General features: G+C 65.7%; 17 protein-coding genes. 4 read left to right on the top strand and 13 right to left on the bottom strand.

Annotated features, from left to right (window positions below):
• Positions 1 to 468 precede the first annotated feature (468 nt).
• Positions 469 to 2,115 (top strand): thiamine pyrophosphate-binding protein, encoded by a 1,647-nt coding sequence (locus ACRARG_RS14230; protein ID WP_432690670.1) that lies wholly within the window; start codon positions 469 to 471, stop codon positions 2,113 to 2,115.
• Entirely contained in the window at positions 2,115 to 3,155 is a 1,041-nt protein-coding gene (locus ACRARG_RS14235) for a dipeptidase (RefSeq protein WP_432690671.1), read from the top strand. Before ACRARG_RS14230 ends, ACRARG_RS14235 begins: the two co-directional genes overlap by 1 nt.
• A gap of 3 nt (positions 3,156 to 3,158) precedes the next feature.
• On the opposite strand, the gene tcuB is transcribed toward ACRARG_RS14235, so the two are convergent.
• From tcuB to ACRARG_RS14250, 3 genes are read right to left on the bottom strand one after another with little or no spacing between them, the layout of a single operon-like run.
• A complete protein-coding gene (gene tcuB, locus ACRARG_RS14240) occupies positions 3,159 to 4,205 on the bottom strand; it encodes a tricarballylate utilization 4Fe-4S protein TcuB (protein WP_432690672.1) in 1,047 nt (348 codons plus the stop codon).
• Positions 4,195 to 5,586 (bottom strand): FAD-dependent tricarballylate dehydrogenase TcuA, encoded by a 1,392-nt coding sequence (gene tcuA, locus ACRARG_RS14245; protein WP_432690673.1) that lies wholly within the window; start codon positions 5,584 to 5,586, stop codon positions 4,195 to 4,197. Before tcuA ends, tcuB begins: the two co-directional genes overlap by 11 nt.
• Entirely contained in the window at positions 5,583 to 6,242 is a 660-nt protein-coding gene (locus ACRARG_RS14250; RefSeq protein ID WP_432690674.1) for a GntR family transcriptional regulator, read from the bottom strand. Before ACRARG_RS14250 ends, tcuA begins: the two co-directional genes overlap by 4 nt.
• 121 nt (positions 6,243 to 6,363) lie before the next feature.
• On the opposite strand from ACRARG_RS14250, the gene aroQ reads away from it, so the two are divergent.
• Both aroQ and ACRARG_RS14260 read left to right on the top strand, forming a co-directional pair.
• Positions 6,364 to 6,804, top strand: a complete 441-nt coding sequence (aroQ, locus tag ACRARG_RS14255) for a type II 3-dehydroquinate dehydratase (protein WP_432690675.1) — start codon at positions 6,364 to 6,366, stop codon at positions 6,802 to 6,804.
• Between the two features lie 11 nt (positions 6,805 to 6,815).
• A complete protein-coding gene (locus ACRARG_RS14260; RefSeq protein WP_432690676.1) occupies positions 6,816 to 7,580 on the top strand; it encodes an HpcH/HpaI aldolase family protein in 765 nt (254 codons plus the stop codon).
• A gap of 147 nt (positions 7,581 to 7,727) precedes the next feature.
• Here the strand turns inward: ACRARG_RS14260 and ACRARG_RS14265 are convergent, their stop codons facing one another.
• From ACRARG_RS14265 to pobA, 10 genes are all read right to left on the bottom strand, one after another.
• Complete coding sequence (locus ACRARG_RS14265; protein WP_432691373.1) at positions 7,728 to 8,018, bottom strand: ArsR/SmtB family transcription factor; 291 nt, start codon at positions 8,016 to 8,018, stop codon at positions 7,728 to 7,730.
• A 96-nt stretch (positions 8,019 to 8,114) separates the two neighbouring features.
• Positions 8,115 to 9,344 (bottom strand): mandelate racemase/muconate lactonizing enzyme family protein, encoded by a 1,230-nt coding sequence (locus ACRARG_RS14270; protein ID WP_432690677.1) that lies wholly within the window; start codon positions 9,342 to 9,344, stop codon positions 8,115 to 8,117.
• Between the two features lie 4 nt (positions 9,345 to 9,348).
• The gene (locus tag ACRARG_RS14275) at positions 9,349 to 10,434 is read right to left on the bottom strand and encodes a Zn-dependent alcohol dehydrogenase (protein ID WP_432690678.1); all 1,086 of its coding nucleotides are present in this window, start codon (positions 10,432 to 10,434) and stop codon (positions 9,349 to 9,351) included.
• Positions 10,435 to 10,542: 108 nt separating this feature from the next.
• Entirely contained in the window at positions 10,543 to 11,868 is a 1,326-nt protein-coding gene (locus ACRARG_RS14280) for a lyase family protein (protein ID WP_432690679.1), read from the bottom strand.
• Entirely contained in the window at positions 11,868 to 12,572 is a 705-nt protein-coding gene (locus ACRARG_RS14285; RefSeq protein ID WP_432690680.1) for an alpha/beta fold hydrolase, read from the bottom strand. The genes ACRARG_RS14280 and ACRARG_RS14285 overlap by 1 nt, the downstream gene beginning before the upstream one ends.
• A complete protein-coding gene (gene pcaG / locus ACRARG_RS14290; protein ID WP_432690681.1) occupies positions 12,573 to 13,172 on the bottom strand; it encodes a protocatechuate 3,4-dioxygenase subunit alpha in 600 nt (199 codons plus the stop codon).
• Positions 13,172 to 13,909 carry a protocatechuate 3,4-dioxygenase subunit beta gene (gene pcaH / locus ACRARG_RS14295; protein WP_432690682.1) on the bottom strand — a complete coding sequence of 246 codons (738 nt, stop codon included), beginning with the start codon at positions 13,907 to 13,909 and terminating at the stop codon, positions 13,172 to 13,174. The genes pcaG and pcaH overlap by 1 nt, the downstream gene beginning before the upstream one ends.
• A complete protein-coding gene (gene pcaC / locus ACRARG_RS14300; protein ID WP_432690683.1) occupies positions 13,906 to 14,286 on the bottom strand; it encodes a 4-carboxymuconolactone decarboxylase in 381 nt (126 codons plus the stop codon). Before pcaC ends, pcaH begins: the two co-directional genes overlap by 4 nt.
• Positions 14,279 to 15,067 carry a 3-oxoadipate enol-lactonase gene (pcaD, locus tag ACRARG_RS14305; protein WP_432690684.1) on the bottom strand — a complete coding sequence of 263 codons (789 nt, stop codon included), beginning with the start codon at positions 15,065 to 15,067 and terminating at the stop codon, positions 14,279 to 14,281. Before pcaD ends, pcaC begins: the two co-directional genes overlap by 8 nt.
• Positions 15,067 to 16,236 carry a 4-hydroxybenzoate 3-monooxygenase gene (gene pobA / locus ACRARG_RS14310; RefSeq protein WP_432690685.1) on the bottom strand — a complete coding sequence of 390 codons (1,170 nt, stop codon included), beginning with the start codon at positions 16,234 to 16,236 and terminating at the stop codon, positions 15,067 to 15,069. The genes pcaD and pobA overlap by 1 nt, the downstream gene beginning before the upstream one ends.
• Between the last annotated feature and the right edge of the window lie 27 nt (positions 16,237 to 16,263).

Consider the following 16,263-nt stretch of genomic DNA (forward strand, 5'->3'; position numbering starts at 1 on the left):
GCCGGCGTGCCTGAAGATTTGACGACGCTCGACAGGTACCGGTGCGAGACAGGAGAATGTGACGGATTTAGACACCGCTTCGAGTATCGCGGAGGCCTTCTTTGCAAATTTCGAGGCAAGGTGGCCATGACGCACAGGGCTAAATTCAGTGATGGTTCAAGAAGAGACGCCGGCCTACAGATCATGGAAACGAGTTAACCTTTCAACAATGTGGCTGAAGGATCGCGCGTCAGCCGGCACATCCTGAATTTCTGGAAAAAGACGTTCTCAGAGGCGACCAATGAATCCGGGGCTATTCGGGTTCAGGGTCAAATCCTGCCGGAGTCATAAGCACCTAGGGTCTGACAGCTGTGCTTGTGAATTCGGCGACATGGCCCGGTTCAGCGGGCTTGGCATCTAAGCGCTGCGCACCATCTGGTCTTTCCCTGCCAGAGCGACCAAGGTGCACCGGAATAATCAGGAGGCCTCATGGAACGGACCGGCGCGCGCATACTCGTGGATCAACTCATTGCCCAGGGGGTCGACAGGGCCACCTGCGTGCCGGGCGAAAGCTACCTTCAGGTGCTGGATGCGCTGCTGGATAGCGGCATTGACGTCATGACCTGCCGACAGGAAGGCGGCGGCGCCATGATGGCGGAGGCCTATGGCAAGATGACCGGCCGGCCCGGCATCTGTTTCGTCACCCGTGCGCCCGGGGCCACCAATGCCGCCGCCGGGGTCCATGTCGCGCATCAGGACAGCACGCCGATGATCCTTTTTGTCGGCCAGATCGCCCGAGACATGACCTATCGCGAAGCCTTTCAGGAGATGGATTACGGCGCCGTCTTCGGCACCATGTGCAAATGGGCCTTCCAGATCGACAATGCCGCCCGCATCCCCGAACTGATCGCCCGCGCCTTCCGCGTCGCCACGCAGGGCCGCCCCGGCCCGGTGGTGATCGCGCTTCCGGAGGACATGCTCTCGGACCTCGCGGATGTGCCGGACATCGCGCCGGCCAAGCCGATCGAGATACGCCCGACCACCGATGCCATTGCCGAAATGTCCGAACGGCTCGCCAGGGCAGAACGCCCCGTCGCCATCATCGGCGGCCCGGACTGGCGCGGCGCGGCGCGGGACGGGCTGATCAGCTTTGCCGAACGTCATGGCCTGCCGGTGATGATCCAGTTCCGCCGGGGCGGCAGCTTTCCGGCCGATCATCCGCAATACATCGGGGATCTGTCGCTGGGCGCCAGCCCGCATCTGACCAAGGCCGTCAAAGATGCGGACCTGATCCTGATGCTCGGCGGGCGCATGTCGGAAAGCCCATCTCAGGGCTACAAACTGCTCGATATCGGCGTGACGGATGACCGGATCATCCACCTCCATGCCGATCCGGAGGAGATCGGGCGCGTCTATTCCCCGGGTCTCGGCATGATCGGCACCGCAGGCGGGTTTGCCGAAGCCGTGGCCGACCTGCCCGGCACCAACCGCGCCCCCGACTGGACGGAGGGTCTGCGTCAGGCCTATCTCGACTGGTCGACCGACCCCCTGCCGGTGCCCGGCAAGTTCCAGCCCGGCGACGTCGTCTGCTGGCTTCGCGATACGCTTGGCCCGGACGCCGCGATCACCAATGGCGCGGGCAATTTCGCGACATGGATCAACCGCCACTACCGGTTCCGCGAACATGGCACGCAGCTGGCGCCGACCTCCGGCTCCATGGGCTACGGCCTGCCCGCCGCTGTCATGGCCAAACGTCACCGGCCCGAGCGTGACGTGGTCTGCGTGGCGGGCGACGGCGATATCATGATGACGGTGCAGGAGCTGGCAACAGCCGTGCAATATGACATCCCGCTGATCGTTCTGGTCTTTGACAATGGCATGCTGGGCACGATCCGCATGCATCAGGAACGCGACTTCCCCGGCCGCGTCTCCGCCACGCTGCTGAAAAACCCCGATTTCGCCGCCATGGCCCAGTCCTTTGGCGCCTTTGGTGCGCGGGTGGAGGACAGCGCCGATTTCGCTGCCACCTTCGAGGCCGCCAAAGCCAGCGGGAAACCGGCGCTCATTCACTGCATGCTGGACCCGGAGGCGCTGACCATCGCCAAGACCGTCACCCAGATCCGCGAGGGCAAATAATGCCCCCCTTCTTCGACGGCCATAACGACCTGCTGCTGAAAATGACCACCGGCCGCGTAACGGCGGAGGAGGTGCGCGACGGCCATCAGAACGGCCATATCGACCTGCCGCGCGCGCGGGCAGGGGGGCTGGGCGGCGGGTTCTTCGCGCTCTTCGTGCCGACGCCCGGGGTCAAGGGCATCGATATGGCGGCGATGCGCCAGCCCAGCTACGATGTGCCCCTGCCTCCCGCCGTCGATCATGGACACGCGCTGGAGGAGGTCCGCCGCGGCATCGGCCATTTCCGCGCGCTGACCGACCTGGGTGTGATCACACCTTGCCGAACAGCGGCAGAGGTGGAGGCGGCGCTGGACGGCCCCGCCCTCGCCGCCGTGCTGCATATGGAAGGCGCCGAAGCCATAGGGCCCGAGTTCGCCGAGCTTGATGAGCTTGAGGCGGCGGGCCTACGCTCCCTCGGGCCGGTCTGGTCGCGGCCCACGGCCTATGGTCACGGGGTGCCCTTCCGCTTCCCCTCCACTTCCGACATCGGGCCGGGGCTGACGGAGGATGGCAAGCGGCTGATCCGCGAATGCAACCGCCGCAAGATCATGGTCGATCTCAGCCACCTGAATTTTGCCGGGCTCAGGGACGTGGCGGAGATCTCTGACGCGCCGCTGGTGGCCACCCATTCCAACGCCCATGCCGTGACCCCCTCCGCCCGTTGCCTGACGGATGAGGAGCTGCGCATCATCGCGGCCACCGGCGGCATGGTGGGCATCAACTACGGCACCTGTTTCCTGCGCCCCGACGGCAAGTTCATCCCCGAATGCCCCATCGAAGACCTGCAGCGCCATCTCGACCACCTGCTGTCGATCCTGGGCGAGGACGGCGTTGGATTCGGATCGGATTTCGACGGCGCGATCCTGCCCGACTGGATGAAGAGCTGCGCGGGCCTTTCCGTCCTGCGCGACGCGCTTGAGGCCCATGTCGGGGCCGAACTCACCGCAAAGCTCTGCAATGGGAACTGGCTGCGGATCATGCGGGCGACCTGGGGCGGGTAGGGGCTAAAGCCCCTTGCCCTGGGCATCCCGCACCAGCGCCGCCAGCCTGAAGAACCCGTGCACCATCTTGGAATAGGGCATGAGCAGGAAGAGCGTCAGCACGCTGCCCAGATGCAGCGCCATCATGTAGCCAAGCGCCTCGGTCCCCCGCGCGGCATAAAGCGCGAGGCCCGAGGCGCCGGTGAACCCCAGCAGCAAGACGAACCCCATCTCTCCGCCCCAGACCCCGGGCGCGCCCAGCTTCCGGTCGCCCTTCGGCTTCAGAACGGCCAGCCCCACAGCACCCAGCGTCAGCAACACGCCCCCCGGCACGCCCAGCAGCTTGGGCAGGGACCAGATCGCATAGGGCGCGGGCCAGCCCGCGTAATGCAGCACGGTCCCGGCGCAGGTCGATGCAAAGCACATCAGAAACCCGTAGAGCACTGCCTGATGCATCGCCCTGCGTCCCTTGGTATACCGCTCTTCCCTCTCGAAATTGCAGCCCTGACCCTGTCCGCCATCAAGGTTCTTCAGCCGTGCGGCATCCCTCAGCGCCGCCCGGAGCTGCGCCCATGTGATCCGCGTCCCGCCAACCTCCCGCCAGTACCGCCACAGCGCCAAGGCGATCAGGGCGAGCGGTGCCACAAAGGCCGGCAGGAAGATCGCGACCAGAACCTCATGCGGAATCAGGTCGTAGAAGGTTTCCACATCCAGCCGAAACCAGGTCACGACGAAAAACGTCGCAAGCAAAAACACCGCCACCATCGCCCCGCCATATCGCTGAAAAACCCGCGCAAAGCCTGAGGGCCAGACCAGCCGCTCCCAGCTGTCCGCCCGCACCTCGGCCAGCGCGCCGGGCAGGTTCAGCGCAAATTCATGCGGTTCGGTATATTGGCAGGCGTAATAGCAGCCCCGGCAGTTGTGGCAGAGATTGGCCAGCTGGGTGATATCCCCACCGGCAAAGGCGCGGTCGCGGGTGATCGCCGGAAAGACCGCGCAGTAGCCTTCGCAATAACGGCAGGCATTGCAGATCTCGATCTGCCGCCGCGCCTCCTGCACCCTATCCAGCATAGGCCGCCGCCTCCCGTCCCGCGATCCGGCCAAAGACCGTGCCGATCGTCATCCCGAACCCCGCCAGGTACCCCTGGCCCAGGATCGACCCGGCCATCGTCTCTCCCGCCGCCCAGATATTCGGATAATTCCCCTCCGGACCGGCGACCTGCGCCGTCTCATCCACCTTCAGGCCAAGATAGGTGAACGTCACACCGGGCCTCAGCGCATACCCGTAGAAGGGCGGCTCAACGATGGGCCGGGCCCAGTTGGTCTTGGGCGGCGTCAAGCCTTCGGTCGAAAGCCCGTCCAGCTCCGTCGGATGCAACGCCCCCTCCCGACACGCCGCATTGAACTGCTGGACCGTTCGGTCCAGTGCGCCCCCGTCGATCCCCAGCTTCTCCCCCAGCTCCGCCACCGTATGGGCCACCACCGGCGGGAAAACCGAGGGCATGAACAGATCCAGCGACCGGCTGTCGATCACCGAATAGGCCACCTGATCCGGCTGCGCCGCCACCAGCCGCCCCCAGATCGCATAGCGCTTGGGCCAGACATCCTCGCCCTCGTCATAGAACCGCTGCCCGTCCCGGTTCACCACCACCGAAAACGGCACGCAATCCAGCCGCGTGACGATACCGCCGTCGAATTGCGGCGCCCGCCCGTCAATTGCCACGGCGTGGCATTGTGTCGGATCGCCCACGCTCTGCGCGCCCTGATCCAGCATGTCCTTCAGCACGATGCCCCGGTTATAAGGTGTCCCCCGGATCAGTAAGTTCCGCGCCGCCGGTCCCCAAGCCCGCGCCAGCCAGTCCAGATCCGACTGAAACCCGCCAGAGGCGATCACGCAGGCGCGGCCGGTAACCCGCTGCATCTCGCCACCCGCGACCGCGACATCGACCCCGGTAAACACCCCACCCTCGATCACCACATGCTGCACCTGCGCCTCGTACACGACGGTGACCCCAAGATCCGCCGCCCGCGCATAATAGGCATTCACCAGCGCCTTGCCGCCGCCCAGAAAAAACGCATTCGTCCTGGACAGACTCAGCGTGCCCGAAAGCGAGGGCTGGAACCGCACCCCCCGCGCCTCCATCCACGGCAGCGCCGCTTCAGAGCCGCGGATGGCCAGCCGGGCCAGCACCTCATCCGTCTCACCCTTGGTCACCCGGATCAGGTCGTCGTAATACTCATCCTCACCATAGGCATTGGTCAGCACCGACAGCGGCCCGCCATGCATGCAGCGGAAATTCCGCGTATGCCGGGAATTCCCGCCCCGATAGGGCTTTGGCGCCCCCTCAAATATGACAACGCGGCAGCCCGCCTCCGCCGCCGTGATCGCGGCGCAGAGCGCGGCATTGCCGCCGCCTACCACCACCACATCCCACGGCTCGCTCAGGTTCATCCCGGACCCCGCCCGATCTGCCGCAACCGCTGACCCTGCGCGCCCTCCAGATGCGCCCGCATCGCCATCTCCGCCGCGGCCCCGTCCCGTGCGACCAGCGCCTCCAGCACCAGCGCATGTTCGGCCTGAGCCGCTTCCGCCCGCGCCTCATCCTCCAGTGTCGAGGGGCCGAGGATCGACATCGTCAGCTCCAGCGTCTCGGCCGAGCGCGACAGGAACCGGTTCCGCGCCGCCTCAAGCATCTGGCGGTGAAACTGCCGGTTGAGCGCCGCCGCCTCCGAACCCCGCGCGCCGCGTAGCGCATGGTTGATCTCCGTCAGCGCCGCGATTTCCACCGCAGAGGCCACCCGCGCGGCCAGCCGCGCCGCCGTGCCCTCGATCACCGCGCGCATCTCGTACAGCTCGACGATCTCGGCATAATCCAGCCGCCGCACCGTCGCGCCCGCACGTGGCACATGGGTGATCAGCCCCTCCGCCTCCAGCCGCCGCAGCGCCTCGCGGACGGGCGTGCGCGATGTCTCGAACCGCGCCGCCAGCTCGACCTCCATCAGCCGCGCCCCGGGCCGGATGTCTCCGCGTCGCAGGGCAGCCACCAGCCGCTCATAGACGCTGGCACCCTCTGGATCGGCCGGAAAGGCAATGACAGACTCGCTCATGTATCCACATGTATGCAATCTTCAACAGCAGATCCAGCTTGACCCAGACCCAACCGCGCAACCCCCTGTGCCGCGCCCCGACCCCATGCTAGAACCATCCGGCAATGACCGGAGACCGCCCGTGACCAAGACGATCCACATCCTCAACGGCCCCAACCTCAACCTGCTGGGCAAACGCCAGCCAGAGATCTACGGGCACGAGACCCTCGCCGATGTGGAGGCCGCCTGCACCGGCGCCGCCGCAACCCACGGGCTGACAACGGAATTTCACCAGTCCAACCACGAGGGCGAGATCGTTGAGATGATCCACCGTGCCCGCGACACCGCGCAGGGCATCGTCATCAACCCGGCAGCCTACACCCATACCTCCGTGGCGATCCTCGACGCGCTCAACGCCTTCGAAGGGCCGGTGATCGAGGTGCATATCTCCAACGTCCACAAGCGCGAGAGCTTCCGGCATCATTCCTACGTTTCACTGCGCGCAGATGCGGTGATCGCGGGCTGCGGAACCCAGGGCTACCTGCTGGCCATCGCCCGCATGGCGACGCTTCTGGCCGACTGAAGGAGACAAAGATGGACCTGCCCCGCAACCGCTTCAAACACGCCATCGCCGCCGGAGAGCAGCAGATCGGCGTGTGGAATTCCCTCGCCTCCTCCACCGTCTCCGAAGCCCTCGCCGCCCTTGGGTTCGACTGGGTCCTCGTCGATACCGAACATGCGGTGACAGAGGCATATCAGGTCCTGCCCGCCCTTCAGGCCATCGCCGGTTTCCCCGACACCTCCGCCATCGTGCGCGCCGTGTCCAACGATCCGGCCTATATCAAGCGCTACCTCGACATGGGCGCCCAGACCATCATGATCCCCTATGTCCAGACCCCGGAGGAGGCCGCCGCCGCAGTCCACGCCCTGCGCTACCCGCCGCGCGGCATGCGCGGCATGGCAGGCGGCGTCCGGGCCGGGCGCTATGGCCTTGTCAAAGACTACATGACCCGGGCGGAGGAGGAACTTTGCCTCATCGTTCAGGTCGAAACCATCTCCGCCATGGCCCGGCTGGAAGAGATCGCTGCCGTTGACGGGGTCGACGCGGTTTTTATCGGCCCGGCCGACCTCTCCGGTTCCATGGGCCATCCTGGTGACCAGTCCCACCCGGAGGTCATCGCGGCAATCGAAGATGCCATCGCCCGGCTCAAGGCCGTGGGCACGCCCTCGGGTATCCTCACTCTCAACGAGGATTTCGCCCGCCGCTGCATGGAGCTCGGCACGACCTTCACCGCCATTGGCGTCGACCTCTCCTCCATGATGCGGGACCTCGGCGGGCTGAAATCCCGCCTCGCCTGACTGGATGCGGAAACAACCGTCCCCGTTTTTCTTGCCGAAAATATCCCGGGGGTGAATTGAGCCGCAGGCTCAAGAGGGGGTAGCGCCCCCTCGGCCCGCCCGCCGCAGGCGCCAAATCCGACGGGTTCTTTACGCTCGCCGCGCGCCTCAGGCTGCCGCAGGCTGACAGAAGAGCCGGTACAGCAGGCCGATCACTTCCTGCGTATTCTCATTGGCGAGGCTGTAATAGACCGTCTTGCCATCCCGCCGCGTCGCCACAAAGCCCTCTTCACGCAGACGCGCCAGCATCTGGCTCACGGCGGCCTGACGCATGCCCAGAAGGCTCTCAAGCTCGCCCACGGATTTTTCACCGCTGCCCAGATGGCACAGGATCATCAGCCGTCCCTCATGGGCAAGCGTCTTGAGAAAGGCCGCCGCATTGCAGGCGCTGGCCTCCATCTCGGCGGGCGAAACTTTTACGTCGGTATCGGTCACACGGCCTGTCCTGAATTGTCCGCGGCGGGTATATCACGCGCATCCCGCCAGTGATAGCGCCTAGCCGTCCTCGCGCGGTGCGCCGCCCTGAAACCGGTTGCCAGATGCATAATCGCAGGGCGCTTCCTGCATGGCGAGGTGCAGCGCCGATCCCTCGTAGGGATGCGCCCGGGCCAGCGCTTCATCCACCTCAATGCCCAGACCGGGCGCCTCGGGCGGCGCGACGAACCCGCCCTCGACCCGGATCCCGCCCCGGATCAGCTGGTCGTGAAACGGCGTCTCGATCGTCTCGATCATCAGCAGGTTGGGGCAGGTGGCGGCCAGATGCACATTGGCCGCCCATTCCACCGGCCCGGCATAGAGATGCGGCGCGATCTGGGCGCCTGCCGCCTCGGCCAGAACAGCGATCTTCTTGGCTTCCCAGATGCCGCCCGCCCGGCCCAAAGCGGGCTGCAGGATCCGCACGCCGGCGCGCAGCAGTGCCGCGAATTCCTGTTTCGTGGTCAGCCGTTCCCCGGCCGAGACCGGGATCGGTATTCCCGTCGCGACCACCCGCATCGCCTCAAAATCATCCGGCGGCACCGGCTCCTCGAACCACAGTGGATCATAGGCTGCAATCGCCTGCGCCATACGTAGCGCCCCGTCCGGCGTGAACTGCCCATGCGTGCCGAAAAGCAGGTCAGCCTTGGTGCCGACCGCCTCCCGGATCGCCGCGCAGAACCGCACCGACAACTCCAGATCGCTCAGTGCCGGCATATGCCCGCCGCGGATCGTATAGGGTCCGGCGGGGTCGAACTTGACCGCCGTATAGCCGCGCCGGACCAGATCAACCGCCGATTCCGCGGCCATCTCCGGCGAGACCCAGAAGTCGGAGATCTCATGCCGGGGCAGGGGGTAGAGGTAGGAATAGGCCCGCAGCCGTTCATTCATCCTGCCGCCCAGCAAGGCCCAGACTGGCCGGTCGCGATCCTTGCCAAGGATATCCCAGCAGGCGATCTCCAGCCCCGAAACGGCGCCCATCACCGTCAGGTCGGGCCGCTGGGTAAAGCCCGCCGAATAGGCCCGGCGGAACAGCAGTTCGATATTCTCGGGATTCTCGCCCGCGAAATGCCGCTCGAACACGTCGCGGATCACCGCCTCCATCGCGACGGGACCGACGGAGGCGGCATAGCATTCGCCCCAGCCCGTCACGCCCGTATCCGTCGTCACCTTCACAAGGATCCAGTAGCGCCCGCCCCAGCCCGGTGCAGGCGGGGCGGTCACGATGACATCGAGCGTGTCGAGCTTCATGGCCTCACTTCATCATGATCACATTGCGCCGGGCCGCGCCGGATTTCGTATCCTCGATGGCCTCGTTGATCTGTTCCAGCGTCCAGCGGCCCGAAATCAGCTCATCGAGCTTCAGCCGACCTTGGCTGTACATATCCACGATCCACGGAATATCCCGTTTGATCACCATATCGCCCATTTTGGAGCCGACAATCCCCTGACCCTGATTGGCCATGATCAGCGGCGAATAGGACGACGTCTTGTCGCCATGCGGCATGCCGACCATGACGACCTTGCCGCCCCAGCCGAGGTAACGCGGCGCCTGATCATAAACCTGCGCCACCCCCACGGTCACCAGCACCGCATCGGCGCCGCGCCCGAGGATCTTCTTTACTTCCGACCACGGCTTACCCTCGGCCAGCACCACGTCGGTGGCGCCGAATTCCTTGGCGACCTCCAGCTTCTCCGGCAGCATGTCGACGGCCACGATCCGCCGCGCCCCTGCGATCCGCGCCCCCTGAATGGCGTTCAGCCCGACGCCCCCGGCACCGATCACGACGACATCCTGACCGACCTCGATATCGGCCGAAAAGACCGCCGCGCCGACGCCCGTGATCACCCCGCAGGAGATCAGCGAGGCCACGTCCTTCTTCATCTCCGCCGGGATCACGCAGATCTGCGACTGGTCCACCACGACCTTCTCGGCAAAGGCACCGGTCGCCATGGCCTTGAAGACCGGATCGCCCTCGGGTGTGGCAATCGGACTGGCGCCCAGATTATCGACCGGCGTTTCACAGATCGTAGGCTTGCCCGACTGGCAGGTCGTGCAATGCCCGCAGGCATGGATCAGCGTTACACAAACGGAATCGCCCACGGAAATGCCGACCACAGCCTCGCCAACGGCGGTCACCACACCGGCGGCCTCATGGCCGTAAACGGCAGGCAAAGCCCCTCCGAACCCGCCCTGCCAGAAAGAGATATCGGAATGGCAGATCGCGACCGCCTCGATGTCCACCTCGACCTCGCCCATCTCGGGCGCGCGCAGCTCCACCTCTTCGATGGTGAGTGGCGAGTTGAATTCACGGCAAACGGCCGCGCGAATCTTTGACATGGTAACCTCCCTCTGGTCCTCCGGACCCTGTCCGATGTGGCGCACCATAGGCGAGAAGAAATTTTATTTCCACCTGTCGGAATGAATTTTCGCAATATGTCGCAAGGGTCAGAGCCTGCGCACTGCCTGAGCAAATGCGCGCGCCTGTTCCGGTGCATCGCCCATCTGCGTCTCCGCCTCGAAAATCCCTGTGAGACCCGCCTCCGGGAACCGGGCGCGGGCCGCATCGGCCAGCTCTCCGCCCTCTGCGATCACCTGCTTGCAGAGCGCCTTGACCGCCGCCTGTGCCTCCGGTCGTGGCATGGTCTGCGCCAGCCGGAAGGACAGCGCCTCCGCATGGATCAGCCCCTGACCGTCGCGGATCGGCGCGATCATCGCCTCCGCCTCCGGCGTGATCTGCGGCACGAGGCCCCGCGCGGTTTCCACCGACGCCGCCGCCGACAGGCAGAGCTCTGGCAGCACCAGCCATTCGGTGAACCAGGCCGCGCCATCGCGCTGCTGGCGGCTCATCGCCGATCCCTGCAGCGTGGCCGAGGCTCCTGCCACCTGCCGCGCCAGCGCCACGAGAACAGACGGCGCCACTGGGTTCTGCTTCTGCGGCATGGTGGAGGACCCGCCAGCCCCGCCCAGCCGCACCTCGCCGACACCGGACTGGGCCATCAGGATCAGGTCCTCGCCCATCTTGCCAAGCGCCAAGGCAACCCGCATCAGCCAGTCGGCGATCCGCAGCACCGGCCCGCGATCCGCATGCCAGCTGCGCCCCGGATCGACGAGGCCCAGCCCCTCTGCCACCGCCTGACGCAGGGCAGGGGTCTGGTCGCCCCAGACATTGCCCGTCCCTGCCGCCCCGGCCAGCGACACCATCAGCGACCCGCGCACCCGGTCGAGATCCTGCAATGCCTCCAGCAGGGGCCAGCCCCAGCCCGCCACGACCGACCCAAAGGAAACCGGCGTCGCATATTGCCCGTAGGTGCGCCCGGCCATCGGCAGGTCGGCATGGTCCGAGGCCAGCCGCGCCAGTCCCCCCAGCACCTCTGTTACCCCCGTTTCGACCAGCACCAGCAACTGCCGCAGCCGCAGCATCAGCCCGGTGTCGACAATGTCCTGCGACGTCGCGCCCCAGTGCAGATATTGCGCATGTTCCGGCGCCTGCATTGCCTTGCGAAAGGCCGTCACCAGCCCCGGCACCGGCACACCATTGGTCGCGGCCGCCGCCCCCAGTTCCCCGGGGTCCAGCACGATCTCCAGCGTGGCGCGATGGATCGCTGCCGCGCTGATCTCCGGTATGATCCCAAGCGCACCCTGCGCCCGGGCCAGCGCGCCCTCGACGATCAGCATCGCCCGGACCTCGGCGCTGTCGGTAAAAAGCTTGCCAGCATCGCCTGCCGGAAACAGCCGGTGGTAGATGCCGCTGTCGTGAACGGACCCGGCCATCAGGCAGCCTTCGCGATCTGGTCGATGATCCGGGCCAGCTCTTCCGGCATCGATATGAAGGGTGAATGGCCGGTCACCAGCTCCGGCACATCCACAGGGTCCAGCCCTGCCACCATCCGCCTCTGATCGACCTCCGGGATCACGTGATCCTGCGTGCAGAGCACATAGGATTTCGGCGCGGCATCGAAAGTCGCTCCCAGCCGCACCTTCTCCCGATGCGGGGCGGAGGGTTCGGCACAGACCTGCGCCAGCGCCGCCTGCATCGCCGCCTCCGGCGCGTCATTGTAAAGCGCCGCACCCGCCCCTTCGGTCGTCACGTCGAAGATATAGCCATGCGGCACCTTCAGCAGCGGCAGGCTGGCGCGCGGGCCTTCCAGATCGCGCATCATCTCGCCCAGGGAGTCTCCGTCCCGGGGCAGCAGGGCCGCGACATAAACCAGATGCGCCACCTTCTCCGGCGCCGCTTCGCAAGCGGCGGAGATGGAGATGCCCCCGGCGGAATGCCCGACCAAAACAGCCTTGCCCTCATAGGCGTCAAGGATCGTCCGGGCCTGATCGCCCAGCGTCAGCCCCTCAACCCCCGCACCGCGCCCGGGCATGTCGAGGGCGGTCACCTCATGACCCGCCGCCTCCAGCAGGGGGGTGACGGCAGACCAGCACCATGCGCCGTGACAGGCGCCATGAACGAGGATGATGTGAGCCATTCAGATATCCAGAAACACCGTCTCCTGATCGCCCTGAAGGACGATATCGAAGACATATTTGCCCTCTCCGACCTTCTTTGCAATCAGCGTATCGACACGCGGTTTCTGTTCGATCCGGGATAGCAACGGGTCAGACCCGTTGTCCTCGTCCCCGAAATAGATCCGCGTCTGCAGCCCGATATTGATCCCCCGCGCCACGATCCAGAGCGAGATATGCGGCGCCATCATCACCCCGCCACGCCCCTTCACGGCACCGGGTTTCACGGTCCGCAGGGTGAATTTCCCGGTGTCGTGATCTGCGGCAAACCGGCAGAAGCCGGAGACCGCCGGATCAGCCCCGGCCTGACCGGGATAGACCCCCGCCGCATCCGCCTGCCAGCTTTCCAGCATTGCGTCGCGCAGCGCCCAGCCGGTGCCATCGCGCACCTCGCCGGTGATCTCGATCACCTCGCCCTTGGCCCCCTCGGCAATCGGGCTCTCCCCGATCTCCTGATCGAAGGAGCCGGGATTGCCCGCATAGCTCGGCATGCAGCCGATATGGATGTAAGGCCCGGCGGTCTGCGACGGTGTCTCTACCAGGGTATCCAGTTTCTGCACCATCACATCCCCTCCAGCTTGTTTTCGAACATGGTCTGACGCCGGCCCCGCAGCACGATGTCGAACTTGTAGGCCAGGAAATCCAGCGGTCGCGACTTCGACAGGTCGAGCGGCGCGACAAGCGTATCCAGCTGCGACCGGTCCTTGATCGTCGCGGCGATCGGGCAGCGATAGATCAGCGGATCACCCTCGAAATACATCTGGGAGATCAGCCGCTGCCCAAAGGAATGCCCGAAGATCGAGAAATGGATATGCATCGGCCGCCAGTCATTGGCGCGGTTCGGCCAGGGATAGGCACCCGGCCGGATCGTCAGGAATTCATAATACCCGTTGTCATCGGTGATGGTCCGCCCGCAGCCGCCGAAATTCGGGTCGAGCGGGGCGAAATAGCTGTCCTTCACATGCCGATAGCGTCCGCCGGCATTGGCCTGCCAGATCTCCACCAGCGTCTGCGGCACCGGGCGCCCGTTCTCGTCCAGAACCCGGCCATGCACGAGGATCCGCTCCCCCACCGCAGGCGCGCGGCCCTTGGTGAAGTTCAGGATCAGGTTATTGTCCCATTCACCCAGCAGCTGATGGCCAAAGCGTGGCCCGGTTTCCTCCGACGGTGTCGATTCCATCGACAGGAGCGACCAGCGCGGGCTGCGCGGGACAGAGGTCTTGTAATCCACGTCATAGGCCACCGGATGCGCCGCGCGGTTGCGCGGGATCAGCGGGCCCTTGTCCTCGGTCGTACTCATGCCTCGCCCTCCAGCTCTGCGTAAATCTCCCGCGCGACCTTGAACGCGTGGTTGGCGCGCGGCACGCCGGCATAGATCGCGACGTGATGCAGCACCTCGCGGATATCCGCCTTGCTGGCGCCGGTGTTGACCGTGGCCCGAAGGTGCAGCGCGAATTCCTCGAAATTGCCCAGCCCGGCCAGCAGGGCCAGGGTGATCATCGACCGTTCCCGCTTCGGGATCGCGTCAGAGGCCCAGACCGTGCCCCAGGCGCCTTCGGTGATCAGGTCGACAAAGCCGCTGTCGAACTCGGTGGCCGTGCCCTGTGATTTGCTCACATGGGCGTCGCCCAGAACGGCGCGGCGGGTGGCTTCCCCTGCGGGACGGCGGTCAGGCATGTCCGGTCTCCTTGATGAAATCGGTGAGGATCCGCGCATATTCCTCAGGCTTTTCAACACAGGGCAGATGCCCCGCGCCCCGGATCAGCGCGAATTTCGATCCGGGCACCAGATCGACCGTTTCCCGGACCAGATCGGGCGGGGTGGAGCCGTCCTCCGACCCCGCGATCCCCAGCACCGGCAGGCGCAGGCCCGAGGTCGGCGTGTAGAAATCCGTCCCCGAAATCGCGGCCGAGCAGCCCGCATAGCCCTGCGGCGACTGCCGGACCAGCATGGTGCGCCAGGCCGCCAGCTCCGGCGTGTCGCGGAAGGCGCGGCCGAACCAGCGTTCCATCACCGCATTGGCCATCGGCTCGATCCCTTCAGACAGCGTCATGTCGATCCGCTGCTGCCACATCTCCGGCGTGCCGATCTTGGCGGCGGAATTCGAGATCACGAGCGCCCGCACCTGGTCCATGCGTTTGACGGCCAGTCCCTGGCCGATCATGCCGCCGATCGACAGGCCCACGAACAGCGCATCGCGCACCCCCAGATGGTCCAGCAGCCCTTCCGCATCGCGCACCAGTGTGCCCATGGAATAGGGCGAAGGCCCGCCGCCGGTCAGCCCGTGCCCGCGCTTGTCATAGCGGATCAGCCGCAGCCCGGCGGGCAGCATCGGCAGCACCTTGTCCCAGAGCCGCAGATCGGTCCCCAGCGAATTGGCAAAGACCACCGGCGCGCCCGACGGGTCGCCTTCGTCTGTGAAATGAACAGCGATATCGTTAAGCTTGGCAATCTGCATCAGTAAGGCAATCCCACATAGTTTTCGGCCATGACCTTCTGCGCAGAGAGATTGTCCCGCAGAAAGGCGATTTCGGCCTGTTGCATCCTCAGATCGAACGCCGTCTGATCCGGGAGACGGTGCAGCAGGTTGGTCATCCACCAGCTGAAGTGTTCGGCCTTCCAGACCCGAAGCAGCGCACGTTCGGAGTAACGGTCGATCCCCTCGTCGGAGCCGTCCAGATAATGCTCCCGCAGCCCCTCGAAGAGATAGTGGATGTCACTGGCGGCCGTATTCAACCCCTTGGCGCCCGTCGGCGGCACGATATGCGCCGCATCTCCGCAGAGAAACAGCCGGCCCCATCGCATCGGTTCGGTCACGAAACTGCGCAGCGGCGCGATGGATTTCTCGATCGACGGGCCGGTGATCAGCTGGTCAGCCGTCTCTTCCGGGATGCGTCGCCTCAGCTCGTCCCAGAAGGCGGCATCGGTCCAGTCGTCTGGCCGGTCGGTCAGCGAACACTGGATGTAATAGCGCGACAGCTGCGCGTTCCGCATGGAGCAGAGGGCAAACCCGCGCTCCGAATTCGAATAGATCAGCTCGTGATCCACAGGCGGCGTTTCCGACAGGATGCCCAGCCAGCCGAAGGGATAGACCTTCTCATACTCGCGCCGGACACTGGCCGGGATGGTTGGCCGGGACACACCGTGGAACCCGTCGCATCCGGCGATGAAATCACACGCCAGCCTCTGACGAGCCCCGTCGACGGTGTAGCTCACGCCGGGCGCCTGCGTATCGGCCCCGTCGATCACCACATCCTCGACCCGGTAAACGATCTCCCCGCCCGCGGCTTCCCGCGCGGCATAGAGATCCCGCGTGACCTCCGTCTGGCCATAGACCAGCACGGGCGTCCCGGTCAGCGCGGCGAAATCGACCCGAAACATCTCCGGACCGGAGGCGATCTGCGTGCCCTCGTGGACAAACCCTTCCGCCTCCATCCGGGCGCCAGCGCCGGCCTTGCGCATCAGCCCGGCCATGCCCTGTTCCAGAACACCCGCCCGGATACGTCCCAGCACATAGTCTTTCGTCTGCCGTTCCAGCACCACCGAAGCGATCCCGGCACCATGCAGCAGCTGCGACAGCAGCAACCCCGAAGGCCCGCCGCCGATAATGGCAACCTGTGTACGCATGAACTCCTCCCGTTCGCGCCACAATAC

Origin of the sequence: Pseudooceanicola profundi, assembly GCF_050897955.1 — a bacterium.
Taxonomy (GTDB): Bacteria; Pseudomonadota; Alphaproteobacteria; order Rhodobacterales; family Rhodobacteraceae; genus Pseudooceanicola.